The organism is Segatella copri, from assembly GCF_051861805.1.
In the GTDB taxonomy this organism is placed as follows: Bacteria; Bacteroidota; Bacteroidia; order Bacteroidales; family Bacteroidaceae; genus Prevotella; species Prevotella copri_M.
Genome location: NZ_CP146520.1, coordinates 2,588,470 through 2,610,273, shown reverse-complemented (window position 1 = coordinate 2,610,273; position 21,804 = coordinate 2,588,470). Strand labels below are relative to the sequence as shown.

Annotated in this window: 29 protein-coding genes and 1 pseudogene; 4 read left to right on the top strand and 26 right to left on the bottom strand. The window is 45.6% G+C overall.

Going from position 1 to position 21,804, the window contains the following annotated elements; translation table 11 throughout:
- Positions 1–135 precede the first annotated feature (135 nt).
- Positions 136–531, bottom strand: a pseudogene (locus V8Z93_RS10250) (aldo/keto reductase); the annotation flags it as partial.
- Positions 532–1,689: 1,158 nt separating this feature from the next.
- On the opposite strand from V8Z93_RS10250, the gene V8Z93_RS10245 reads away from it, so the two are divergent.
- Complete coding sequence (locus V8Z93_RS10245) at positions 1,690–2,034, top strand: hypothetical protein (protein ID WP_439431436.1); 345 nt, start codon at positions 1,690–1,692, stop codon at positions 2,032–2,034.
- A 32-nt stretch (positions 2,035–2,066) separates the two neighbouring features.
- Here V8Z93_RS10245 and V8Z93_RS10240 read toward each other — a convergent pair whose 3' ends face one another.
- The 9 genes from V8Z93_RS10240 to V8Z93_RS10200 form a co-directional block, all read right to left on the bottom strand.
- Complete coding sequence (locus V8Z93_RS10240; RefSeq protein WP_439431435.1) at positions 2,067–2,573, bottom strand: ribonuclease H; 507 nt, start codon at positions 2,571–2,573, stop codon at positions 2,067–2,069.
- The gene (locus V8Z93_RS10235) at positions 2,524–2,958 is read right to left on the bottom strand and encodes a hypothetical protein (RefSeq protein ID WP_439431434.1); all 435 of its coding nucleotides are present in this window, start codon (positions 2,956–2,958) and stop codon (positions 2,524–2,526) included. The genes V8Z93_RS10240 and V8Z93_RS10235 overlap by 50 nt, the downstream gene beginning before the upstream one ends.
- Before the next feature lie 2 nt (positions 2,959–2,960).
- Complete coding sequence (locus V8Z93_RS10230) at positions 2,961–3,629, bottom strand: AlkZ-related protein (protein WP_439431433.1); 669 nt, start codon at positions 3,627–3,629, stop codon at positions 2,961–2,963.
- A 26-nt stretch (positions 3,630–3,655) separates the two neighbouring features.
- The gene (locus tag V8Z93_RS10225) at positions 3,656–4,282 is read right to left on the bottom strand and encodes an HAD-IA family hydrolase (protein WP_439431432.1); all 627 of its coding nucleotides are present in this window, start codon (positions 4,280–4,282) and stop codon (positions 3,656–3,658) included.
- Positions 4,283–4,395: 113 nt separating this feature from the next.
- Positions 4,396–4,854 carry a ribonuclease H gene (locus V8Z93_RS10220; protein WP_203040703.1) on the bottom strand — a complete coding sequence of 153 codons (459 nt, stop codon included), beginning with the start codon at positions 4,852–4,854 and terminating at the stop codon, positions 4,396–4,398.
- Positions 4,855–4,995: 141 nt separating this feature from the next.
- Entirely contained in the window at positions 4,996–5,511 is a 516-nt protein-coding gene (locus V8Z93_RS10215; RefSeq protein WP_439431431.1) for a pyridoxamine 5'-phosphate oxidase family protein, read from the bottom strand.
- Positions 5,483–6,031 (bottom strand): GNAT family N-acetyltransferase, encoded by a 549-nt coding sequence (locus tag V8Z93_RS10210; protein WP_439431430.1) that lies wholly within the window; start codon positions 6,029–6,031, stop codon positions 5,483–5,485. Before V8Z93_RS10210 ends, V8Z93_RS10215 begins: the two co-directional genes overlap by 29 nt.
- Positions 6,032–6,035: 4 nt before the next feature.
- Complete coding sequence (gene trxA / locus V8Z93_RS10205; protein ID WP_119228709.1) at positions 6,036–6,335, bottom strand: thioredoxin; 300 nt, start codon at positions 6,333–6,335, stop codon at positions 6,036–6,038.
- Positions 6,336–6,710: 375 nt separating this feature from the next.
- Positions 6,711–6,806 carry a smalltalk protein gene (locus tag V8Z93_RS10200; RefSeq protein ID WP_439431429.1) on the bottom strand — a complete coding sequence of 32 codons (96 nt, stop codon included), beginning with the start codon at positions 6,804–6,806 and terminating at the stop codon, positions 6,711–6,713.
- A gap of 248 nt (positions 6,807–7,054) precedes the next feature.
- On the opposite strand from V8Z93_RS10200, the gene V8Z93_RS10195 reads away from it, so the two are divergent.
- Positions 7,055–7,798 carry a DUF1349 domain-containing protein gene (locus V8Z93_RS10195; RefSeq protein ID WP_217765265.1) on the top strand — a complete coding sequence of 248 codons (744 nt, stop codon included), beginning with the start codon at positions 7,055–7,057 and terminating at the stop codon, positions 7,796–7,798.
- Positions 7,799–7,806: 8 nt separating this feature from the next.
- Here V8Z93_RS10195 and V8Z93_RS10190 read toward each other — a convergent pair whose 3' ends face one another.
- From V8Z93_RS10190 to V8Z93_RS10140, 11 genes are all read right to left on the bottom strand, one after another.
- A complete protein-coding gene (locus tag V8Z93_RS10190) occupies positions 7,807–8,565 on the bottom strand; it encodes a LuxR C-terminal-related transcriptional regulator (RefSeq protein WP_439431428.1) in 759 nt (252 codons plus the stop codon).
- Between the two features lie 166 nt (positions 8,566–8,731).
- Positions 8,732–8,989 (bottom strand): hypothetical protein, encoded by a 258-nt coding sequence (locus V8Z93_RS10185; protein WP_293449535.1) that lies wholly within the window; start codon positions 8,987–8,989, stop codon positions 8,732–8,734.
- Positions 8,990–8,991: 2 nt separating this feature from the next.
- The gene (locus tag V8Z93_RS10180) at positions 8,992–9,672 is read right to left on the bottom strand and encodes a DNA alkylation repair protein (RefSeq protein WP_439431427.1); all 681 of its coding nucleotides are present in this window, start codon (positions 9,670–9,672) and stop codon (positions 8,992–8,994) included.
- 2 nt (positions 9,673–9,674) lie between these two features.
- Complete coding sequence (locus V8Z93_RS10175; RefSeq protein WP_439431426.1) at positions 9,675–10,343, bottom strand: AlkZ-related protein; 669 nt, start codon at positions 10,341–10,343, stop codon at positions 9,675–9,677.
- 12 nt (positions 10,344–10,355) lie between these two features.
- Positions 10,356–10,589 (bottom strand): hypothetical protein, encoded by a 234-nt coding sequence (locus tag V8Z93_RS10170; RefSeq protein WP_439431425.1) that lies wholly within the window; start codon positions 10,587–10,589, stop codon positions 10,356–10,358.
- Positions 10,590–11,153 carry a DNA glycosylase AlkZ-like family protein gene (locus V8Z93_RS10165; RefSeq protein WP_439431424.1) on the bottom strand — a complete coding sequence of 188 codons (564 nt, stop codon included), beginning with the start codon at positions 11,151–11,153 and terminating at the stop codon, positions 10,590–10,592.
- A gap of 4 nt (positions 11,154–11,157) precedes the next feature.
- A complete protein-coding gene (locus V8Z93_RS10160) occupies positions 11,158–11,466 on the bottom strand; it encodes a DNA glycosylase AlkZ-like family protein (protein ID WP_238405249.1) in 309 nt (102 codons plus the stop codon).
- A gap of 28 nt (positions 11,467–11,494) precedes the next feature.
- Positions 11,495–12,058 carry a flavin reductase family protein gene (locus tag V8Z93_RS10155; RefSeq protein ID WP_439431423.1) on the bottom strand — a complete coding sequence of 188 codons (564 nt, stop codon included), beginning with the start codon at positions 12,056–12,058 and terminating at the stop codon, positions 11,495–11,497.
- 20 nt (positions 12,059–12,078) lie between these two features.
- The gene (locus V8Z93_RS10150) at positions 12,079–12,345 is read right to left on the bottom strand and encodes a DUF1294 domain-containing protein (RefSeq protein WP_218413250.1); all 267 of its coding nucleotides are present in this window, start codon (positions 12,343–12,345) and stop codon (positions 12,079–12,081) included.
- Positions 12,345–13,379 (bottom strand): virulence RhuM family protein, encoded by a 1,035-nt coding sequence (locus V8Z93_RS10145; RefSeq protein ID WP_439431422.1) that lies wholly within the window; start codon positions 13,377–13,379, stop codon positions 12,345–12,347. The genes V8Z93_RS10150 and V8Z93_RS10145 overlap by 1 nt, the downstream gene beginning before the upstream one ends.
- A gap of 77 nt (positions 13,380–13,456) precedes the next feature.
- Positions 13,457–14,059 (bottom strand): YqiA/YcfP family alpha/beta fold hydrolase, encoded by a 603-nt coding sequence (locus V8Z93_RS10140; RefSeq protein WP_439431421.1) that lies wholly within the window; start codon positions 14,057–14,059, stop codon positions 13,457–13,459.
- Between the two features lie 643 nt (positions 14,060–14,702).
- Between V8Z93_RS10140 and V8Z93_RS10135 the strand changes: the two genes are divergently transcribed.
- Positions 14,703–15,266, top strand: coding sequence for a hypothetical protein (locus tag V8Z93_RS10135; protein ID WP_203049391.1), 564 nt, complete (start codon positions 14,703–14,705; stop codon positions 15,264–15,266).
- Positions 15,267–16,029: 763 nt separating this feature from the next.
- Positions 16,030–16,308, top strand: a complete 279-nt coding sequence (locus V8Z93_RS10130) for a KilA-N domain-containing protein (RefSeq protein ID WP_238405715.1) — start codon at positions 16,030–16,032, stop codon at positions 16,306–16,308.
- A gap of 44 nt (positions 16,309–16,352) precedes the next feature.
- Here V8Z93_RS10130 and mnmE read toward each other — a convergent pair whose 3' ends face one another.
- From mnmE to mltG, 5 genes are all read right to left on the bottom strand, one after another.
- Positions 16,353–17,816 (bottom strand): tRNA uridine-5-carboxymethylaminomethyl(34) synthesis GTPase MnmE, encoded by a 1,464-nt coding sequence (gene mnmE / locus V8Z93_RS10125; RefSeq protein WP_439431420.1) that lies wholly within the window; start codon positions 17,814–17,816, stop codon positions 16,353–16,355.
- A 12-nt stretch (positions 17,817–17,828) separates the two neighbouring features.
- Entirely contained in the window at positions 17,829–18,701 is an 873-nt protein-coding gene (locus tag V8Z93_RS10120; protein ID WP_299331490.1) for a nucleoside phosphorylase, read from the bottom strand.
- Between the two features lie 195 nt (positions 18,702–18,896).
- Positions 18,897–20,261, bottom strand: coding sequence for a PFL family protein (locus tag V8Z93_RS10115; RefSeq protein ID WP_203038363.1), 1,365 nt, complete (start codon positions 20,259–20,261; stop codon positions 18,897–18,899).
- A 61-nt stretch (positions 20,262–20,322) separates the two neighbouring features.
- Complete coding sequence (locus V8Z93_RS10110; protein WP_203038364.1) at positions 20,323–20,595, bottom strand: ACT domain-containing protein; 273 nt, start codon at positions 20,593–20,595, stop codon at positions 20,323–20,325.
- A 125-nt stretch (positions 20,596–20,720) separates the two neighbouring features.
- Positions 20,721–21,776: an endolytic transglycosylase MltG gene (gene mltG / locus V8Z93_RS10105; protein WP_439431419.1), complete on the bottom strand. Its 1,056-nt coding sequence runs from the start codon at positions 21,774–21,776 to the stop codon at positions 20,721–20,723.
- Positions 21,777–21,804 lie beyond the last annotated feature (28 nt).

Sequence of the window (21,804 nt, the reverse complement as noted above, 5' to 3'; positions counted from 1 at the left end):
AAGCACAGGGCTTAGTCGTAAAATCAGAGTTTATATTCCTTTTGAAACGACTATGACTTTCACGCCCTTTCTGGGTGTAATGGTTAACCGAAAGCAATTTGAATATTTTTCGATAGAGGATAATCCGATAAGAAAACCTAATGCAAAGTTGCTTCCTGCCTTGTAAGCTTTCTCCAAGTCGCGATAGGCACCGTAGCGGTCGCAGTAAGGCTGGTGGAGGAGCATCAGGTCGATGTAGTCGGTCTGCAGTTTGCGCAGACTCTCGTCGATGCTCTTCATGGTCTGTCCCTCGCCATAGTTTGAATGCCAGACCTTGGAAACGAGGAAAATCTCATCACGATTCACGCCGCTCTTCTTCCATGCGTTGCCCACGGCTTCCTCGTTGAGATAAGCCTGTGCCGTATCTATCATTCGATAGCCCACGCTGAGAGCATCCAGCACGCAACGCTCACACTCATCAGGTTCCACCTGATAAACACCATAACCCAGTTGTGGAATTTCCACGCCATTGCTTAACTTTATCTTCTTCATAATCAACATGTTTTTATGTTCGTTATTCCATTCTCATTTTTATTTCAAGAAAGGATCAAGCGTAGCCAGCAGTTCGGCTTTATCTACCACACCGCTTGTGCGCCACAATACTTCTCCGTTTCGGAAAAGCATCAGCGTAGGCTCAGGAATATACGCTGCCGTGAGAAGTGATGTGCTTGGCAAATTTCTCGATGGTCATCACATCGGTGTACTGCGAGATGGCGAACGCATTCTGCTTCTCGGTCTTCACCAGGTCGGTGTCTAGAAATCACAACTACCCGGAAGCCCCCGTTCTGCCCCGATTTTGGGTCTTCATTGATGACCGGCGCCTGTCATCATTTAAGCCCCGCTCCGGTCTTCATAGATGACCGGTTTTCGGCACGATAGGCTGTTCCTTCGATTGCTGGTGCAAAGATACGAAGAATTTCTGTATCTACCAAATTTTGGCATGTGATAAGGAGCGATTTTCAGCAAAATACTTACGATTTGAAACTTCGTTAAAAACAAGCTCTATGTTCTATGGGGCGCATCTCTATGTTTTTGTGGTATCGAAAACTATGTTTTGCCATATAAATCAGCATATTACAAAGTAATACCCGATTACAGGGAAACGTGTTCAGTATTCAGTATTCAGTTTTTTTCGCTCTTGTTACCACCGTCTGTATAGATAGTATATTATATATATAATATATAATATAAAATAATTGCTTACAATCTATAACCATAGAAAGGGTAACTATCGCGAAAAAAACTGAATACTGAATACTGAACACCCTCTTAGGCATCTTGCGCCCTGGGTGTCATGGCTGCATCAGGGAAAAGATAGTACTAGTACGCGTACATAGTACGTACTAGGTAAATATAAAAATATTTTCGTACCTTTGCACCCGTAATATTACATCGAGAAAATTCCTCCGAAGGGAGCAAATGCCGATGGAGCTGACGGAAAGCAAGGCGGAAAGGTGTTCAGTATTCAGTTATTCAGTTTTAAGAAGCTATTATATCGTTCAGACGGACTCGACCTGAGAGGTTTCAATGTTTAACAGTTTTCGAAAAGCTTAACACTTAATATTCAAACAAATCTTTGGTGAAGACAGAAGCAGCATCTTGTATAATTTGTTTGCAGGTAGTAGAAGTCGTGAACTCAACAAAAAGATCATGAATGCCTATTTTGCCGTGAGTTTCAGAGTCTATAATGGCAATGTAATGGCATGTACCAACAATGCTTTCGATGATATTAGTTACAAGGTAGTGAGTGCGAACTTTAGCACCAACAATAGTCTGAAGAAAGAACCATCAAAGGGAGACTTTAACGAGTTTAATGAGAAGATATTAAATAGTAAGACGAATGCCGATATGGGTTGGACGCTTTTGGAGTATTTGCGCAAGCATAAGGCTACTCGTTCAGGTTCATCTACAAGGCAGAAGTATCATTGCAATGGCTTGGAGTTTGACAATCCTGCCGATATGGAGGACTACAAGAACGCTCAAGGTTTGAAATAGTTTTTGCAATATGTTGTAGTAAGACGGCTACACTAAAAATGAACAGAAGAGATGGGCGGCTCGTCAGGTATATGCTTTCCATCTCTTCTATATTGCTTGTATTTATTTTTCTGATGAAACTCCTTCCTTGTCTTAGCCATTGCTGCCGTAGCTCTATCGTGGGTTTCTATCAGCAATGGGCTTTTGTGATATTGCACAATCTTGACCCCGACTGAGTTGTGCCTTTTCTTTTCCTCGATGCATTGAATGATCAAGTCTGGATTGGCTGATTTAGCCGTTGGAGTCTTGTCAAAGTTCTGAATATAGGCAGCGTTGGTCAGGAAGAGTATGTCGGAACCTTCCGGTATTTCCTGCATTACCTTCACCATGAGGGTTAGCATCATTCGGAACTCTGTGGTGTGCAAGTCGCTGATTACATCACGGCTGATGATGTTGCCGTTATGCTCAATCACAACGGCAGCACCACCAGCTCGCTCTTTATGGCCATAATCACATGAGCCACCTATCCAAACGTAATATGTAGATGTATCTTGTGTCATAATTATTTATCTTCAATGTCCGCAGATATTCTTTCTGCTCGGGCGTGATTCTGTAGCTCTCGATGGCCTTCTGGATGGTCTTGTTGTGCGTCCAGGGAACAAGGCGGTTTTGCTCGATGTAGGGAATCGCCTGGTCCCATTGCTTGGCAAGGGCGGTGGCGAAGAACCAGGCTACCATCATTTTTACGTAATACTCATCGCTCCTTACTGATGCTGGAATTTCAAGATATTCTGTCTCCTTTGTAAATTCTTTTGCAAACTTGCGAAGCACAGGAACACGAATGCCTATGAAACTCTCCATAGGCACTCCCGGTGTCAGTTTGGCTTGGAAAGCAGCATACTGCTTATCCTGCATGGCGAACAGTCTTTCTTGAAGTGAAGTCATTTTTATCCTATTAATTTAATGATCTGTTTATCTGAAGCATCAGGCAGGATTTCTTTCAGATGCTCGAAAATTCTTTGATAAGATTCCTGGGGAGTGCGGTTGCATTGGCAAGCCTCTTTGCCATAGAGATCTTCGGGAGTATTGAGCAGCGACCAACCCCAGCCATATTCATGATTGTGTTTGTCACGAGGGTAGATGAAATCCTCGGTCACGATGTAAGTCGCCATTTCCAGTCGGGTGAGATAACCGTCAAACTTGCTTCTCATTCCCTTTCCTGTAAAACCGCAGGCTGCCCGCAGTTCTCTCGTGATGAGACTGCCAGTAGATTGAAGCGTACTGAGAATGGCTCCTTCTATTGATTCTTCATCTGGACGAGGGTATTTGCTTCTTCTGTAGTTGCAGAAGTCCGACCACCATTCCTGACTGATGAATCCTGCTTTCTTGTTGAAGAACTTTCCGTACATACACGGCATTTCCTGCACAATCTCGCCCTTCCATTTCCATAGCGGCCAGTCCCAACCGCCTTCAGAAAATGTTACATATCGGCAATCCTCCGCTACGATGTCTTCGGCAGAGAAGCCTTCAATGCCACTATCAAGAAGAGGGAGGAAGCCGATCTTCTGAATCAGCTCCATCATGCCTGTTGCTGAATATATTTCTGGAAAATTCATAAGCTTCGTTCTTTATTTTATTATTATCAATTTTTGATAATTTCTTGCCATTTCTGATGCTCTTCCAGATGATTGGTCTTTACCAGTACGCTCTGAAAACCGAAACGCTTACCTGCTTCGGCATTCTCGGCACGGTCATCGAAATAGAGGGTGGTGGCAGGATTCAACCCAGTCTGCTGCGTCATCTCTTCATAGATTTCGACGGATGGTTTTTCCTTCCGCATGGCGTATGAGAGGAACACTTCATCAAACAGCTCGTCTGTGGAATATCCCAGCTGCTTCATCAGACTGACTGATTTCTGCCAAAGCGTGTCGTTGATGTTGCTGAGCAGATAGACCTTGTACCGCTTCCGAAGCTTGACCAATGCCTCCAGTCTTTCCACGGGCAGATTGCCACACAACTCTTCCAGGACTTTTTCTATATCCTCGGTTGTGGTTCCTTTGCGGCAAAGGCTCAGCATCTCTTGCAAAGTTTCTGTTTCCGCCACCAGACCATTAATATATTGGTGCATCAGTCTCTTGATCTTGCGGACATGGATTAGTCGCTTGAACGCCGTAACGCCCAGGCTCTCCATGGCTTTTACAACAGAGGCATCATCAATGTTCACGATGACACCTCCATAATCAAAGACGAGTGTTTCTATCTGTTTCATGCTCTAATCATTTGATAATGATGCGCCTATAATCTGGGAGGATAAGCCATGCTCAACTCCCATATTAGCGCAATATATCTGCAAAAATACAAAAAATATTCAGAAATGTGATTTTATGAATGAATTTTGTTTGCAGAGCTAACATGATTTAACCTTATTCTTAATCTAGAGGTTGCTTCCGTAGCCCTATCGTGGGTTTCTATCAGCAATGGGCTTTTGTGGTATTGCACAATCTTGACTCCGACTGAGTTGTGCCTTTTCTTTTCCTCGATGCATTGAATGATCAAGTCCGGATTGGCAGATTTAGCCGTTGGAGTCTTGTCAAAGTTCTGAATATAGGCAGCGTTGGTCAGGAAGAGAATGTCGGAACCTTCCGGTATTTCCTGCATTACCTTGATCATGAGGGTTAGCATCATGCGGAACTCTGTGGTGTGTAGATCGCTGATTACATCACGACTGATGATATTGCCGTTATGCTCGATCACAACGGCAGCACCACCAGCTCGCTCTTTATGGCCATAATCACATGAACCACCTATCCAAACGTAATATGTAGAAGTATCTTGTTTCATAATTATTCGCTTGATTTCCGTACAAAAGTACCACAAATATTGCTAAGTGTGGTAGTTATCCTGCATGGCGAACAGTCTTTCTTGAAGTGAAGTCATAAATTCTTTGTTTTATAATGCAACATAGAAGGAGCAATTGCCTCTTTATTCCATTCTGCCATATTTCATTTCCACGCCTTCCTTATCATATTGCTTGCGCTTGCCGGTTGGTGGCTCAGTAAGTGTGATGCGAATTACAGCCGTGCGTGATAGGGAACGGGCGATGCTCTCGTCGAAAGCATCCATGTGTTGAGGAAGGAAACGTTCACTGATTAGTCGGAGACCATGAATCTTCTCTGCATCCTCAGTCACGATTTCTGCCTTGCCGAATGCAATGGCTGATTTGAATTGCAGGGTGAAACTGCCGTCCTTCGGACCAACCGTAGGCGCACAACGGGTTACGGCTGAAAGGCAAACCTCGGGATGAGTCTTGATTGCCTCCAGCTTCTTGCCTTCCAAGGCACCATGAAAATACCAATTCACATCATCATCTGATGCGAGTGACAGGGGTAAACCATAAGGCTTGCCTTCTTCGTCAATAAAACTGACCGTTATATACGGAGCCTTGTGCATTACTTCCAAAGCCCACTCACTATCCATTGCTCTTGATTTCTTTCTCATTTTTTAATCCTTTGTACTTAAATACTTTAACCATATCCTTGTCGCCACCTACGAGCTGGCTACATTTATTCAACATACCTGTATCGACGAAACCGCATTTCTCCATGACTCTTCCTGATGCAGGATTGCCTGTGAAATGGTCTGCCCAGATGTTTTCGAAATGCTTCTCGTTGATGCAGTAGTCAAGCATCAGCTTCAAGGCTTCGGTGCAGATTCCCTTGTTCCAATAAGGTTTTCCTACCCAGTAGCCCACCTCGCAGTCGTTTCCTCCGATAGGGATGTTGCTGGTTTCATGGGTGTAGTAGCCGATGCAGCCGATAGCCTCGTCTGTCTCTTTCAACACAATCGCCCATGTCGTGTCATTATGGAAGAATGTCCGGATTATCTCCCGACTTTCCTCAACAGACTTATGTGTCGGCCATCCAGCACGTGGTCCTACGTCAGGGTCGGAGGCGTACTTGAAGAGCGCCTCTGCATCTGATTCCTGCCAATAGCGGAGTAAAATTCTTTCTGTTTCCATCAGATTATTTCAAGAAAGGATCAAGCGTAGCCAGCAGTTCGGCTTTATCTACCACACCGCTTGTGCGCCACAATACTTCTCCGTTGCGGAAAAGCATCAGCGTAGGCACGGATTGGATGCGGTATTGGCTTGCTGTTACGCCGTACTTATCTACATCCACCTTGATGATTCGGATGCGGTCGCCCAATACACTCTTCACCTGCTCCAGAATGGGGTGCATCGCTTTGCAAGGTTGGCACCATGTAGCAAAGAAATCGACCAGAACAAGCTGGCCACTGTTTATTACGTTATTAAATGTCTCCATAATTATTTATCTATTTCCGTGAAACGATTATAAGTTCTGCCGTCGTGGCGAAGAATCCGTGTAGGAATAATATCTTCTTCATGCTCAAATCATTTGATAATGATGCGCCTATAATCTAGGAGGATAAGCCATGCTCAACTCCATATCAGCGCAATATATCTGCAAAAATACAAAAAAATATTCAGAAAAGTGTTTATATGGATGGATTTTGTTTGCAGGGTGAACTTGATTTAACCTTATTTTATAAGATAGAGGGATGTTGAGGGATTTTTGAAAAACCGAAATCCTTAATGACCTTAATGACCGTGACCTTAATGACCGGAAATAAAATAAACCGCCCCACCTATATATATTATAAGGTGGAGCGGTAGTAGCCTACATGCAGCTCGTTACGCCGAGCGAGGTGGCGATGGCCGTCAGGATGCTGATGGTTATCTGAATCACTATTTTCCAAGTTTCTTTTTTCATCATCTTCTACTTTTTTAATAGGTAGCTTATGAATGAATTTGTTGACATCATCGTTATCTACGTCGTTCTCCGTGCCATCCTCGCCTTCCTGGGCGCAGGAGGCTCAATGCAAGTATGTGGACAATAAAAAATACGCACATTCTCCAAAAGAGTTCTACAGCGGTGCGTCATCTTCAATTGGTTATAAATGACTATTGTCAGAACTGCAGATAATACGTACCTTTGCAGCGCGAATTAAAACAATAAATAATATGACATTTAAATCATTTTTACCAATGGCTGCCTTATGCGTGCTAGCATCGTGCAGCAACTCTTCAAAGCTGGAGAAAGCAGACAGTTCTTCTGCTGATTCTGTTCAGGCACCTGTCATGAGTTTTCAGGATTGTGACCTCACGCTTGGCGGTATTCACTTCACCAAGATGCTTAATGAAGCTGACAAGCAGGTGAGCGAGAAGGCTGGTGTCATCACTTTCGTTGCTCCTGAGAAAACCGATTTGTTCATCGACCCCAACGATGCAAAGCTGACCGCCAATACGGCAAAGGTGCTTTTTACGGAGGTTGACAACACCAAGCCCTTTACATTCTCTGCCAAAATGAAGCCGGGCTTTACTCCTGATGGACTCTATAATGCAGCAGATCTTGTTGTGATGGCCAACGACACACTCTATCAGAAATTCTGCTTCGAACAGGATGAACGAGGCAAGCACCGTGTGGTGACCGTGCGCACCGTGGGGACGAGCGATGATAACAACCATGAGGTTGTGAATCAGGATTTTATCTATTATAAGATAAGTTCTGACACAAGAACCATCGCTTCCTATTATTCGCTGGATGGCAAGGAATGGCAGATGGTTCGCCTTTACCGCAACAACTATCCCAAGAACCTGAAGGTGGGCATCAGTTCTCAGGCTCCTCAAAAAGGAGTATGTGTGAGTGAATTCTCAGAGTTGCGCCTATCAACCGAGACGGTGGGTGACTTCCGAATGGGAGAGTAGAAACCGAGTCAGAGTAATCCCATCACATGTGCCAGTTTGCATGCTTCGATGGCACGATCTACCTTCAGTTTCTGGAGAATGTTCTGGCGATGGCGGTTCACGGTGTTGATGCTGATGCAGAGATTGTCTGAAATCTCTTTCGACAGCAGTCCCTGGTCGATAAGACGGAGCACTTCCATCTCCCGTTTAGAAAGTATATTTTCGTAATCCTTATTCGTCAATATCCGCACCTCTCCGGTTCGGGTATTGGCGAATTTTGCTTTCCTGTCCTCATCAGTTGCCAGCGTATAGATGCAGGCGCAGAGCAGCAGGCAACCGTTCTTATCGGTGGCAAGCGGAATCATTCGATGCTTCACCCAGCGGTATTCTCCGCAGGCATCTTTTACCCGCAGGTAGTTGCAGAGCACATAATCACGATAGTGCTGGGGGGTAGAGTTGCCGGCGATGTAGCGAAGGAAGGCAATCTCTTCTGCATGGCGCCTGCTGAGATCATCGGGATTGCAACGGTCGAAGATGAAATTCTCGTAAAGCGAAGGCAGCTGGCTGACCCGTTCCTCCGGCGAAATGCCCAGCACGTCGGCCACTCCGCCGAAGTAGCAGTAACTGCAGTTTCTGCGGTTGTCTCCCATCGAGACCACTGCATTCTCTGTCAGGGCGTATGTCCGGGCTATCATCTTACATTCTGTAAGCATCTGTCCTTCATCGCTTTCCGTATCAAACACCTGCGAGAGATACAGTTGCTCTATTGGTTCGAAATTCTTGTCCATATTTTCTTCATGCGCTATTCTTTAGATGCTTATGCGCCTATAATCCAGGAGGATAAGCCATGCTCAATCCCCATATTGGCGCAATATATCTGCAAAAATACAAAAAATATTCAGAAAAAGTGATTATATGGATTAATTTTGCTTGCAGGGCGAACTTGATTTAACCTTATTTTATAAGATAGAGGGATGCTGAGGGATGGGTCAGGAAGAGAATGTCGGAACCTTCCGGTATTTCCTGCATTACCTTCACCATGAGGGTTAGCATCATTCGGAACTCTGTGGTGTGTAGGTCGCTGATTACATCACGGCAGATGATATTGCCGTTATGCTCAATTACTACGGCAGCACCACCAGCTCGCTCTTTATGGCCATAATCACATGAGCCACCTATCCAAACGTAATATGTAGAAGTATCTTGTATCATAATTATTTTATCTTCAATGTCCGCAGATATTCCTTCTGCTCGGGCGTGATTCTGTAGCTCTCGATGGCCTTCTGGATGGTCTTGTTGTGCGTCCAGGAAGCAAGGCGGCGTTGCTCGATGTAGGGAATCGCCTGGTCCCATTGCTTGGCAAGGGCGGTGGCGAAGAACCAGGCTACCATCATTTTTACGTAATACTCTTCGCTCCTTACTGATACTGGAATTTCAAGATATTCTGCCTTGAAGTCTTTATCCAGGTAATGAGACATAAGTGTCTCTATTCCAAAACGACAAGTATAGATGTGTGACGATTTACTCCAAGTCTTGATCTTCGCCAATAGCTCCTTCTTGTGTTTGGCAAACACCTTCGGAGACATGATGTCGCAAACTGCCCAGTTGTCCACGAATGGCAGGAATCTGTCTGTAAGACGAATGCATTCCTCGTAGTCCTTTACCTCGGAAATGAGGAGACCGTGAAGCATGTTCTCATCGTAGTATTCGTGAGGAAGCTGCTGAAGAAATTCCTTACATTCTGTCTCCTTTGTAAATTCTTTTGCAAACTTGCGAAGCACGGGCACACGAATGCCTATGAAATTCTCGACAGGCACTCCCGGTGTCAGTTTGGCTTGGAAAGCAGCATACTGCATATCCTGCATGGCGAACAGTCTTTCTTGAAGTGAAGTCATTTTTATCCTATTAATTTAATGATCTGTTTATCCGAAGCATCAGGCAGGATTTCTTTCAGATGTTCGAAAATCCTCTGATAAGATTCCTGGGGAGTGCGGTTGCATTGGCAAGCCTCCCTGCCATAGAGGTCTTCGGGAGTATTGAGCAGCGACCATCCCCAGCCATATTCATGATTGTGCTTGTCACGAGGATAGATGAAATCCTCGGTCACGATGTAAGTTGCCATTTCCAGTCGGGTGAGATAACCGTCAAACTTGCTTCTCATTCCCTTGCCCGTGAAACCGCAGGCTGCCCGAAGTTCTCTCGTGATGAGACTGCCAGTAGATTGAAGCGTACTGAGAATGGCTCCTTCTATTGATTCTTCATTCGGGCGAGGAAACTTGCTTCTTCTATAGTTACAGAAGTCCGGCCACCATTCCTGGCTGATGAATCCTGCTTTCTTGTTGAAGAACTTTCCGTACATACACGGCATTTCCTGCACAATCTCGCCCTTCCATTTCCACAATGGCCAGTCCCAACCGCCTTCAGGAAGTCTTACGTAACCGCAGTCTTCTGCCACGATGTCTTCGGCAGAGAATCCTTTAATGCCGCTATCAAGGAGAGGGAGGAAGCCGATCTGCTGAATCAGCTCCATCATGCCTGTTGCTGAATATATTTCAGGAAAATTCATACGCTTTGTTCTTTATATTTTTATCAATTCGTTCAGTTTGTCCTCTCTGATAATCTTCGGCTGAGCCTTGCCTGCGAGAATGAGATTTTTTTTACCATTACGATAAATATGAAGCTGTCGTGAGCGAACCACGGCTGTCAACTCCTCATCGTTCTGCATGGCTTGCCAGATAGGATAATATACGCCCTCAGGTTCAAACAACTTCTTCTGAAGATGTGAGCAGAGGTTTGTTGTATCAATAGTCATTTATTTCTTCTTTATCGTTCCATTAAATATTTTCCATTGCTTCTCAAATGATAAATCCTTTTCTATCGAATCAAAGTAACTGATGTTGAGATTTTTCTCCCAAGGATTCCAGTTGCCGCAAATTCTGCCATCATGGGCGATAACAGGAAAGAAAATGCCATTATTAGTGTATGCAGACGGCATTTGATGTGGATGGATTACTAATTCCCGGCTTTTATAATCAATCAGATATTCATCAAAGGGAGCTATCAGATGAGTCTTTCCTCTTCTGAATCCACGTGTTCGACATGATTCATGCAGGTAGAACTGATAGTCTTTCCATTTTTCAACCCTCAGTTCTGAACCAAGCAACTCAATGCCTCGTTGGCAATCAGAAGTGCTCAGTCCTGACCACCAGACATAATCTTCGAATGTGGCTGGCGAATGGCTCTGAAAATATTTTCTTGCCAGAAGCATCAGCATTTCATCACGTTCCAGCCTGGCAGTTTGGGGAATCTTCTTCTCCGTGAGACTGTATGTTGCCTTTGTTGGAAGAAGACTGCCGCTGCAAAAAGTACCGTTCAATTCGTTAAAGCGAATGTGGTAGGATAGGCGATGTTGCCTTAGGTGAAATCAGGTCCAGCATCCACCAATAGTCTTCATTTGAAACCAGTTGCCAAGTGCCACGCAGCAGGTGAAGACGGACTATCTCACCCTCATCGTATGCATTCTTGAATGCGAAGGAAGAAGGTTTGCGAGTACGCATCATCACAGCCCATCTTACCATCCGGTAATCCTGGGCTTGCATGGCTCCAAAATGAGATACCACCTTTTGGGGAGTATCAAATTGAGGACAGATGAGCTGCTGCGAAAGCAGGCGTATTGCTATTGGATTCATTGCTTCTGAGTCGTTAAAATTACGTTGATTATTTCAAAGCCTTGCCGTCAGAGAATGCGTTACCGACTTTCTCGCCCAGCTGGATATAGCCGTGATGAATAGGGTCGAAGACAATCAGTTCCATCTTCTCCATATCTGGATTTCCGTCTTCAGCCAGATACTTCTCATCTACAAGAATATTGACGATTTCGGCAACGAGATAATAACCGGTTTCGCTTTCGTCGTATTTCTCCTTGATGCGGCACTCCAGGGTCATTGGGAAATCGGTGAACACAGGAGCGTTAACCATTGTCGCCTTCTCGATGCTCCATCCCGTCTTCTCCATTTTCTTCGGGTCGTTCTTGGCAGAAACAATGCCCACGAAATCAGAAGCCACCATGGTTTTCTTGGTCGCGAAGGCAACGGTAAACTCGCCGCCAAGCTTCAGGTTGTCTGTGGTGACGTGATTTCCCATCGAAATCATAATCTCCTTCATGTCCCACTGTCCTGCCCAGGCAGCGTTCATTGCGTTGGCAACTCCTTCCTTATTATATGTGCCGATAATCAGCACTGGCTGTGGTGCAAACCACGGCTTGGGTGCAAAATTTTTCATATGCTTCGTTCTTTATATTGTTATCTATTCATGTGTAAATACGCCATCAGCGCAATCTGTATCAGCAGAATAGCAGGAATGGCGTATTTGAATTTCTTGTGCATCGTCTTATGGTGCCAGACTTTCATCCCCATCCATGCCCCGATGCTTCCTCCAAGTACAGCCAGTAACAAAAGCGTGGTTTCTGGAATGCGCCACTTGGCTTTCTTCGCCTTGTATTTGTCAATGCCATACATGATGAATGCAACAGCATTGATGGCAAGGAGATAGTAGGCGAGGCAACTCATTATTCAATATCCAAAGGTAATTGCGGATCTTCGCCGTCAAACTTGTCGAAATCAGAGCGAAACAGACGGTCCTGTATCACTCTATATTTCTCAAACTCGCTTTCGGCATATTCCTTTGCATACTCGGCAGTAATGTGTCCTGCGTCTTGCAGAATTTCTCTGTCGGTTGCATCGAGGAATTTGTCGATGCGTTTAGCCCAATCCTCCATAGTCATAGGAATATGGCGCTCTGCCATATCCTTTGCCATATCAAGATAGGCATTCACCAATCGTCCAAGGGCTTGCAACTCATTTTCCTTCAGATAGTTCTTGGCTATACTTACGTCGGACTTTATGATTTTACCATTAGGAGCCTTTGCCCATGTAGTGAGCCCCATGTGCTCTTTTTCTGCATCAGCACGATCCACTATCAGTTCTGCGGCAGTATGTCCATGAACAGCATAATGCATCTTGTTCTGTACCTTCTTGAAGAACTCGCATGTTGTTGGAGCATCACGGTTGTAGTCGATGGCTGTGGCGTAGATGTCGGTCAGTTTCTGATAGAAATTGCGTTCCGATAGACGAATCTCTCGAATCTCCTCCAAGAGTTGTTCGAAATAGTCCACGCCGATGAATGAGCCATTTTCCATACGCTTCTTGTCAATCACATAGCCACGGATAGCATACTGTCGGAGAACATAAGTGCACCATTGGCGGAACTGAGTGGCTCGGCGGGAGTTGACGCGATAGCCTACTGAAATGATAGCATCAAGATTGTAGAACAAAGTGTTGCGTCGTACCTCTCGCGTTCCTTCCTGTTGAACTACCGAGATTTTCTCGGTAGTTGCATTCTTGTCCAATTCCTTAGCATCGTATATGTTCTTCAGATGCAATCCTATGTTGTCAGCAGAGCAGTCAAAAAGCGTTGCCATTGCCTTCTGTGTTGCCCATATTGTTTCTTTCTTATATAGCACTTGAATGCCTTGCTCCTTACCCTCAGCCATGAAGATAAGAAATTCAGCGGTACTATTTCTTATTTCAAATCTCTTTGCCATTTTTCTGCGTATTTTCTCGTCGCTAATATTTTTGCAACACCTTATTATATAATTATCTGTCTATTTCCGTGAAACGATTAAAAGTTTGCTGAAAAATCCATCAGCATTTTCTGGGCAAGGGGAGCGTACCAGGTCTTCACCTCCTGCTCAGTAGGCGTATGACCGCCTGGGAAATGGAAGGCTTGATTGTAATGCTCTAGGAAGAGAGGGGAGAAGTGAGCCAGGGTGTCCTGCTCACCAAAAAGTCCCCACACACGATCCTTATAATAGGGGTTGCAATGGTCAAACTGCACGGCTTCAAGTTCCGCAAACTCCTCAATCAGCGCCTCGTCAATCACCAGCCGCTGATTGCCGTCCCTTCTCGGCGCCTTGTATTCATGCTCGCCGATGCGCTCCTTCAGAAACTCCGTCATTATGAAATACGGATTGCCGAGCAGGGCAGGAATGCCCACCACTGGAGCCTGCATCTGGGCGAGGAAAGAGCCGCAGCTGTTGCCCAGAAGCAAGTCGGGCTGCTCCAGGTCGATGATGGAGCGAATCTCCTTCAATGCCTCTTTGGGGTGCAAAGGGAGGTCGGGAGTCAGCACCACCGCCGTCCCCTCAAATGCCTCTTTCAAGGCTCTCGCCATCGGACAGCTGCCCGTGGCGAAGAATCCGTGTAGGAATAATATCTTCTTCATGCTCAAATCATTTGATAATGATGCGCCTGTAATCTAGGAGGATAAGCCATGCTCAACTCCCATATTAGCGTAATATATCTGCAAAAATACAAAAAATATTCAGAAAAGTGATTATATGGATGGATTTTGTTTGCAGGGCGAACTTGATTTAACCTTATTTTATAAGATAGAGGGATGTTGAGGGATTTTTGAAAAACCGAAATCCTTAATGACCGTGACCTTAATGACCGGATTTAGGTATTGAAAAATGACCGATAATGAATTTGACACTTCATGACCTCTTAAAACAAAAAGGCGTAAGGTATGGTAGATATAATCTTAGTAAAATGCAGAGTAATTTGCATTTTTCTTCATAATCATTCGTGTTTCTAACATATTTTACCTATCTTTGTACCTTAAAAAATAGAAGTTGCAAAATGGATGCATATTTGTTGAGCTTCGATGTCTTTAAGCCAAGGGAATCTTGAAACGTGAAGGCGGTAGAAAAAGTGGTAAATGGATAGTTGTAAACATCTGAATAATCCTAAATCACTTTTATTGTATTGGAAATTAATATTAATTAAAATAGTAGCTTATGAGCAATGTATATTTTGAACCTTGAGTTGGCTGCCATTACTCCGAGGGCATAAATGGGAAACGTATAATGGTTTTAGGCCATGTTCACGTTTGTGATGGATGTGATAATTGTGGTGTTGAAAAGTGTGATGATTTTTCTACCCAGAAGGTGGTGGAAGATTATATTGTTTGGAGAAAAAACGGAACAATACCATCTCCAGGATATGAAAAATGGCTTCAGACTTACCTCAACTTTGTCAAAGCTTTCTTCGGATTTCAACCAGAACCTGAAGTTGAAGAAACAGACTTTTGGAACAATATCATGTTTTACAACTATCTTCAGTTGGCCGTTCCCACTCCAACTACCCAAGTTCCTCATGATGCTTATGTCCGAGCTCAAGAGCCTTTTATATCTGTTATAAATAGTTATGAGCCGGATGTTATTTTCGTATGGGGAAAGCCAACATACGATAATACCCCTGCGTATAAAGGTGTAGAACTAGAGCCATTGCAATTTAAAAATATAATTACTAGAAGATATGAGTACACTCTTGATTCTGGCAAGAAATGTGTAATGATAAATGTACATCACCCATCTTGTTATTTCTCTTATTCTCAGTGGCATGAAATAATTAAGCAAGCTTTGTGTTAGGCATTGAGGGACTTTCGAAATACCCCGAAATCCTTAATGACCTTGACCTTCATGACCGGAAACGACCGCTCACTCATGATTACTGAGGTGAGCGGTCGCTTCTTTTCCGTTGCCAATTCCTGCCCTTACGCATAGTAAAGGGTAGCAAGTGACGTCCTGAGTTTATGCCCATGTACATGAGGATTTATGCCCGTGAACATGAGCACGGATACCTGAGAACATGAGCACTTTTAACCGATTACTTTGGGCACAAGTACCCAAAACCTTGGGCAAAGTTGGGCAAAGCTTCGGGTAAGTTTGCCTGATGGTTGGAATGACTTTTCCTGATGGTTGCAGGGATCAGAACGTCTGTTGCATGATGCAGGAAGCATCATGAACCTAGCTGGTGTGGTAATGGCGTGGTAATAGTGTGGTAATAAAAACCCGCTTATTACCACGCACATCTTCTTAATAATCAGATGATTAGAAGATGCGTGGTAATAGTGGTATTAAAAATGAAAAACTTTTCTGTTATTATATGTAGCAAATAGGTTATTTTCTCCGATGCAACATATAGATGTTGCTGATAGTATAGCTTTCTCTTGGATTTATGATGAAATGATATGCTAAATAATAAATTTCAGCATAGTAAGTCTGTTTCTCAAAATTTTCTATTACCTTTGCTAAACGCTATAAAATGGCGATAAAAGATATTAATCGAATACAAGTCATGATGGTTATCAATATGCAACCACTGATTTGGGTTATCTAAAAACTAAGGAATATGGCAAAGATAAAAGTTGAAAATACAGAAATATCTGTTGTTAATGTTCAAAATGAGGATTATATCTCTTTGACCGATATGGCACATAGCCAAATGCAAGAGCATATTATTTTCAGATGGATGAGCCTCAAAAGTACAATAGAATACCTCGGTGAATGGGAAAAGTTATATAATCCGTTTTTTAATTGTACCGAATTCGATACAATTAGAAATGCAGCAGGAAGCAACAACTTCGTGCTTTCTGTTAAGGCATGGATTCAAAACAGACGCAACACGTGATAAACAGATAGGGAACGCACTGCGTTCCCTATTACCATTTTCTGTTATTTTCCGATGCAAAAGTGCTTGAAGATATTATTCAGCGTTTCCTGGCTACTTATCTGTCCGCCAGTGATTTCGCCAAGTTCTTCCAATGCCATCTTGAGGTCTTCGGCGATGATGTCGCCGCTCATGCCGGCATCCATCGACTCCAATACTCGCTGCAGACTTTCGTTGGCTTTCGTCAACGCTTCGTAGTGGCGGGCATTCGTTATGATGACATCGTTCTCCGTAATCTCTGGAACATTGGCAATCTTTACCAGACATTCCTTGAGACCATCCATGTTGTAACCCAACTTGGCACTCATCGGAACTATGTTTAGTGTCTTCAATGGTTTTCCGCTACACTGGCTTTGGAACGCATTGAACGAGTTGAGACTTTCCGTCATAGCGTTGAATCCATTGATATTCTCTTCATTATACTCCGTGATGTCGTCAAACTTGTTGATACCTAAGATTATATTCGGGCAGTCGTAGTCATTAATAATCTCCATAAACTCGTCCATGTCTTTATCCTGCTGGTCATCATCAGTGCTTCCGTCGATGAGATAGATGAGAATCTTGGCTTCCTTCATCTTCTGATAGGTGCGCTCTATGCCCAACTGCTCCACCTTGTCGTCGGTGGATCGGATTCCTGCCGTGTCGATGAAGCGGAAGGTAATGCCGTCTATATCTGTAGTGTCTTCGATGACGTCGCGTGTGGTGCCGTGGATTTCGCTCACGATGGCTTTGTCATCTTGCAGCAGACGGTTGAGAAGGGTGCTCTTGCCGGCGTTGGTCTTGCCCACGATGGCTACAGGGATGCCTTGCTTCAGGGCGTTGCCGGTTTCGAAGGAGTGGGCGAGGGTGGTTATCTTCTTCTCTATTTCCTCGGCCAGGGCGTGGAGCTCTGAGCGGTCGGCAAACTCCAGGTCCTCATGGTCGCTGAAATCCAGTTCCAGTTCGAGGAGTGAGGTCATTTTGAGGAGCTTTTCACGAAGGGTGGAGAGCTCGTTGCTGAAGTGACCCTTCAGTTGGCTCATCGCCATCTGGTGGGTTGCCTTGTTGGTGGAGGCGATGAGGTCGGCAACGGCTTCTGCCTGCGAGAGGTCCATCTTGCCGTTCATGAAGGCACGGCGGGTGTATTCGCCGGGTTGTGCGTGGCGGCAGCCTGCCTGTATCAGGCATTGCATCACTTGCTGCAGAATGTATCTGCTGCCGTGGCATGAAATCTCGGTGGAGTCTTCGCCTGTGTAGCTGTGGGGTGCCTTGAAGACACTTACCATCACGTCGTCGATGGTGTTGCCGTTTTTATCTTTTATTTCTCCGTAGTGGAGGGTGTTGGGCTTGGCATCGGCTAGAGATTTGCCGCTGGCTGCGGTGAAAACCTGGTCGGTGATGGTAATGGCGTTGTTGCCACTGAGTCGGATGATTCCGATGGCGCCTCCGGCTGGGGTTGCCAGGGCGCAGATACATTCTTCTTGATTCATTTTTCTTTTACTTTAAATTCTATCTAATACTACTTTTATCAAGTTGTCGATGGTGCTCTTGTAGCCCGTGTTGGCCTTCTTGGTGCGGCGGTTGGCAATGACCATGCAGCAGGTTAACGCCTTGTGGCCCAAGAGGAGGGATAGGCCGGCTAGGGCGGAGCTCTCCATCTCGAAATTGTTGATTTTTAATCCGTTATGCTCGAATGCTTCTATCTTTGCATTAAGTTCTGGGTCGGCGAGTGGGGCACGCAGCTCTCTGCCTTGCGGACCGTAGAAACCGCCGCAGGCGATGGTGATTCCTCGAACCATATCGTCGCCGGCTATCTGATTGAGCAGTTCCGGGTCGTTATCTACACAGTATGGATTGCCTATCTGGTCCATCCACTTTACCTGGCGCTTGAACTCTGCCTCTGTTTCTAGGTCGCAGATTTCGTTGCGGCGGGCGTAGAAGTTGATGAGGCCGTCGAAGCCAATGCTCTTCTGCGATGCTACGAAGGTTCCGGCCGGGCATTCTGGCTGCAGACCGCCGCAGGTGCCGATGCGCACGAGGGTGAGGGTGGTGTGCTCGGGTTTCTCGGTGCGGGTAGTGAAGTCGATGTTCTTCAGTGCATCGAGTTCGTTGACTACGATATCGATGTTGTCGCAGCCGATTCCGGTGCTCTGCACGGTGATTCGCTTGCCTTTATAGGTTCCGGTGATGGCGTGGAACTCTCGGCTTGAAACCTCGCATTCCTGCTCCTCGAAGTGGGATGCTACGAGGGCTACGCGACCTGGGTCGCCTACTAGGATTACTTTATCTGCCACTTGTTCTGGGCGGAGGTGGAGGTGGAAGCAGCTTCCATCCTCATTGATAATCAATTCTGATTCTGCAAAATACTTGCTCATGGTTATTACTGATTAAGTTCGACTTATATAGCACATGTTTTTATCTTGTGCATTTCTTTTTATTACTTATTTTAAGTACACAAAGATACAAATATTTTTCAGAATATCCGAAATTCGTTAGAAATGTTTAACAAATAAAAGCGGGTTGACGATTTCGTCAACCCGCTTCTAGCTATTATATCTTGAAAATCCTGCTTAGTTCTTGAAGCTGTGGATAGGAGCAGGGATTCTGCCTACACGGTTCACGAAATCTGAGCAGCTGAACTTATTTACTGGCATGATTGGCGCATAACCCAAGAGACCACCGAAATCTACGGTGTCGCCTACCTTCATTCCCACTACAGGGATGATGCGCACGGCTGTGGTCTTCTGGTTCACCATACCAATGGCAGCCTCATCGGCTATGATGCCCGAAATGGTGGTGGCAGGAGTGTCGCCAGGGATGGCAATCATATCCAAACCTACTGAGCACACGCAGGTCATCGCCTCCAACTTCTCAATGGTCAGCGCACCAGCCTCTACGGCATTGATCATGCCCTGGTCCTCAGATACAGGGATGAAGGCACCGCTCAAACCGCCTACGTAAGAGGAAGCCATGATTCCACCCTTCTTCACCTGGTCGTTCAGCAAGGCAAGGGCGGCTGTAGTACCAGGGGCACCGGCACGCTCCAGTCCGATAAGCTCCAGAATATCAGCTACACTGTCGCCGATGGCTGGAGTAGGAGCCAGAGAGAGGTCGATGATTCCGAATGGTACGTTGAGTCGGCGGGAAGCCTCCTTGGCTACCAACTGCCCCACACGGGTAATCTTGAAGGCAGTGCGCTTGATGGTCTCGCAGAGCACCTCGAAGCTCTCGCCCTTCACCTGCTCCAATGCATATTTTACCACACCTGGTCCGCTGACACCTACGCTTACTACGGCATCGGCCTCAGAAACACCATGGAAGGCACCTGCCATGAATGGGTTGTCATCCGGTGCATTGCAGAGCACCACGAGCTTGGCGCAACCCAGGGAACCCTTGTCCTTGGTAGCCTCGGCAGTATCCTTCACGATTTCACCCAACAGGCGCACGGCGTCCATGTTGATTCCGGTCTTGGTGGAACCCACGTTCACGGAACTGCAGATGAAATCGGTCTGTGCCATTGCCTGAGGGATGGAACGGATGAGGAGTTCATCGCTCTTGCTCATACCCTTGCTCACGATGGCAGAGTAGCCGCCCAGGAAGTTGACACCCAGTTCCTTGGCACACTTGTCCAGGGTCTTGGCTATCTTCACGTAGTCGTCGGTGGTCTTGCAGGCCGAACCGCCTACCAGGGCGATAGGAGTGATGGAGATGCGCTTGTTGACGATAGGCACACCGTATTCCTTAGAAATATCCTCACCGGTCTTCACCAGGTTCTTGGCAAGACGGGTTATCTTGTTATAGATGTTTTCACAGAGCTGGTCGAGATCGGAAGTGGCACAATCCAGGAGGTTGATACCCATGGTGATGGTGCGCACGTCGAAGTTCTCCTGCTCAATCATCTTGTTGGTTTCTATTACCTCAGATATATTGATCATTTTCCTTCTATTGATTTTAAAAATGAATAACTGTTAAAGATGAATCTTTTAGATGAATCTTTTAGATGCGGTGCATCATGTTGAAGATTTCCTCACGCTGGCATTTTACCTGAACGCCGATGCTCTTGCCGAGCTCATCGAGTTCATCGGCAACAGTTTCGAAAGATGTGTTCATCTTACCCATGTCGACAATCATCATCATGTTGAAATACTCCTGCACGATGGTCTGGGAGATATCGAGGATGTTGACGTCTTTCTCTGCCAAATAGGTGCAAACTTTGGCGATGATACCTTTGGTATCCTTGCCTACTACTGTAATAATCGTTCTGTTCATGTAATAAATTCTTTAAATGGAATGTTTAATGCTGCAAAATTACAACTATTTTGGGAGACTACCAAATATAAAATAAGAAAACTTGCAAAATGAGTGACATTTTGCAAGTTTCCCAAAATAAAAGCCTACTTAATTCCTCTCTCGTTGAGTGCCTTGGAGTATTTCGCCGCGTTCTGCAGGTGCTCCTGATAGGTGCGGGCGAAGTTGTGGGTACCGCTGAAATCTTCCTTGGCGCACATGTAGATGTACTCGTGCTTTACGTGGTTGAGCACGGCGTCGATGCCTGCCACCGAAGGAATGCGGATAGGACCAGGAGGAAGTCCCGGATTCTTATACGTATTATACGGGCTCTTGATACTCAGCAGGTTGTTGTAGATGCGCTTCAGCCCGAACTGCTTCCAGGCGAACTTGATGGTTGGGTCTGCCTGCAGCGGCATTCCTTCTGGATATTCGGCGTTGCGGAGCATCAGTCGGTTGTAATACATGCCGGCAATCATCGGCTTCTCGGCGTTGTTGGCGGTCTCTTCGTCCACGATGCTCGCCAGGGTGATTACCTCTACCGGGGTGAGCTTCATCGCCTTTGCCTTCTGGGTGCGCTCAAAGTTCCAGAACTTGTCGCTCTCCTTCTTCATTCTATCCATCAGTTTGCTGACGGATACGTTCCAATAGATGTCGTAGGTGTTCGGGATGAACATGCAGGCGATGGTGGCTGTGTCGTAGCCATACTTCTCGCAGGTGGCCTCGTCGGTAAGTGCCTTGCGGATTTCCAGGCTGTCGAGCATCAGTTTCTTGCTGAGTTCGGCAGAGAGCTTGTCGATGGTGCGCACGGAAGGCACGGTGAGGTTCATCGGTTCCTGGAGTCCGTTCTTCAGATGTCTCCACACCTTGAAGGCTCCGTCGCCGGGATGGATGGCGTAGCGGCCGGTGCGGATGTGGTCTGCGTAGCCCGAATGGTGGGTGAGCGTGCGTAACGCCTGCATCGGGATGCTCTTGGCGAAGGGTTCCACCTTATTATATACCGAGTCGATATTATCGTCGGTGTCGATATACACATACTTGGTTTCGCTGCTTTTCGAGAACGCCGAGAAGCAGTAGAGATAACCTATGCAGGCAATCGCCGCCACGCAGCCGATGGCCCCATAGAGATACAACTTAGAAACTGACTTTTTCTTCATTTTCATTTATCTGATTTAAACGATTTTTCAATCT

Coding starts and splice junctions, on each gene's coding strand:
- V8Z93_RS10245 (WP_439431436.1), top strand. CDS start 1,690: ATGAATGCCTATTTTGCCGTGAGTTTCAGAGTCTATAATGGCAATGTA.
- V8Z93_RS10240 (WP_439431435.1), bottom strand. CDS start 2,573: ATGACACAAGATACATCTACATATTACGTTTGGATAGGTGGCTCATGT.
- V8Z93_RS10235 (WP_439431434.1), bottom strand. CDS start 2,958: ATGACTTCACTTCAAGAAAGACTGTTCGCCATGCAGGATAAGCAGTAT.
- V8Z93_RS10230 (WP_439431433.1), bottom strand. CDS start 3,629: ATGAATTTTCCAGAAATATATTCAGCAACAGGCATGATGGAGCTGATT.
- V8Z93_RS10225 (WP_439431432.1), bottom strand. CDS start 4,282: ATGAAACAGATAGAAACACTCGTCTTTGATTATGGAGGTGTCATCGTG.
- V8Z93_RS10220 (WP_203040703.1), bottom strand. CDS start 4,854: ATGAAACAAGATACTTCTACATATTACGTTTGGATAGGTGGTTCATGT.
- V8Z93_RS10215 (WP_439431431.1), bottom strand. CDS start 5,511: ATGAGAAAGAAATCAAGAGCAATGGATAGTGAGTGGGCTTTGGAAGTA.
- V8Z93_RS10210 (WP_439431430.1), bottom strand. CDS start 6,031: ATGGAAACAGAAAGAATTTTACTCCGCTATTGGCAGGAATCAGATGCA.
- trxA (WP_119228709.1), bottom strand. CDS start 6,335: ATGGAGACATTTAATAACGTAATAAACAGTGGCCAGCTTGTTCTGGTC.
- V8Z93_RS10200 (WP_439431429.1), bottom strand. CDS start 6,806: ATGATGAAAAAAGAAACTTGGAAAATAGTGATTCAGATAACCATCAGC.
- V8Z93_RS10195 (WP_217765265.1), top strand. CDS start 7,055: ATGACATTTAAATCATTTTTACCAATGGCTGCCTTATGCGTGCTAGCA.
- V8Z93_RS10190 (WP_439431428.1), bottom strand. CDS start 8,565: ATGGACAAGAATTTCGAACCAATAGAGCAACTGTATCTCTCGCAGGTG.
- V8Z93_RS10185 (WP_293449535.1), bottom strand. CDS start 8,989: ATGATACAAGATACTTCTACATATTACGTTTGGATAGGTGGCTCATGT.
- V8Z93_RS10180 (WP_439431427.1), bottom strand. CDS start 9,672: ATGACTTCACTTCAAGAAAGACTGTTCGCCATGCAGGATATGCAGTAT.
- V8Z93_RS10175 (WP_439431426.1), bottom strand. CDS start 10,343: ATGAATTTTCCTGAAATATATTCAGCAACAGGCATGATGGAGCTGATT.
- V8Z93_RS10170 (WP_439431425.1), bottom strand. CDS start 10,589: ATGACTATTGATACAACAAACCTCTGCTCACATCTTCAGAAGAAGTTG.
- V8Z93_RS10160 (WP_238405249.1), bottom strand. CDS start 11,466: ATGAATCCAATAGCAATACGCCTGCTTTCGCAGCAGCTCATCTGTCCT.
- V8Z93_RS10155 (WP_439431423.1), bottom strand. CDS start 12,058: ATGAAAAATTTTGCACCCAAGCCGTGGTTTGCACCACAGCCAGTGCTG.
- V8Z93_RS10150 (WP_218413250.1), bottom strand. CDS start 12,345: ATGAGTTGCCTCGCCTACTATCTCCTTGCCATCAATGCTGTTGCATTC.
- V8Z93_RS10145 (WP_439431422.1), bottom strand. CDS start 13,379: ATGGCAAAGAGATTTGAAATAAGAAATAGTACCGCTGAATTTCTTATC.
- V8Z93_RS10140 (WP_439431421.1), bottom strand. CDS start 14,059: ATGAAGAAGATATTATTCCTACACGGATTCTTCGCCACGGGCAGCTGT.
- V8Z93_RS10135 (WP_203049391.1), top strand. CDS start 14,703: ATGGTTTTAGGCCATGTTCACGTTTGTGATGGATGTGATAATTGTGGT.
- V8Z93_RS10130 (WP_238405715.1), top strand. CDS start 16,030: ATGGCAAAGATAAAAGTTGAAAATACAGAAATATCTGTTGTTAATGTT.
- mnmE (WP_439431420.1), bottom strand. CDS start 17,816: ATGAATCAAGAAGAATGTATCTGCGCCCTGGCAACCCCAGCCGGAGGC.
- V8Z93_RS10120 (WP_299331490.1), bottom strand. CDS start 18,701: ATGAGCAAGTATTTTGCAGAATCAGAATTGATTATCAATGAGGATGGA.
- V8Z93_RS10115 (WP_203038363.1), bottom strand. CDS start 20,261: ATGATCAATATATCTGAGGTAATAGAAACCAACAAGATGATTGAGCAG.
- V8Z93_RS10110 (WP_203038364.1), bottom strand. CDS start 20,595: ATGAACAGAACGATTATTACAGTAGTAGGCAAGGATACCAAAGGTATC.
- mltG (WP_439431419.1), bottom strand. CDS start 21,776: ATGAAAATGAAGAAAAAGTCAGTTTCTAAGTTGTATCTCTATGGGGCC.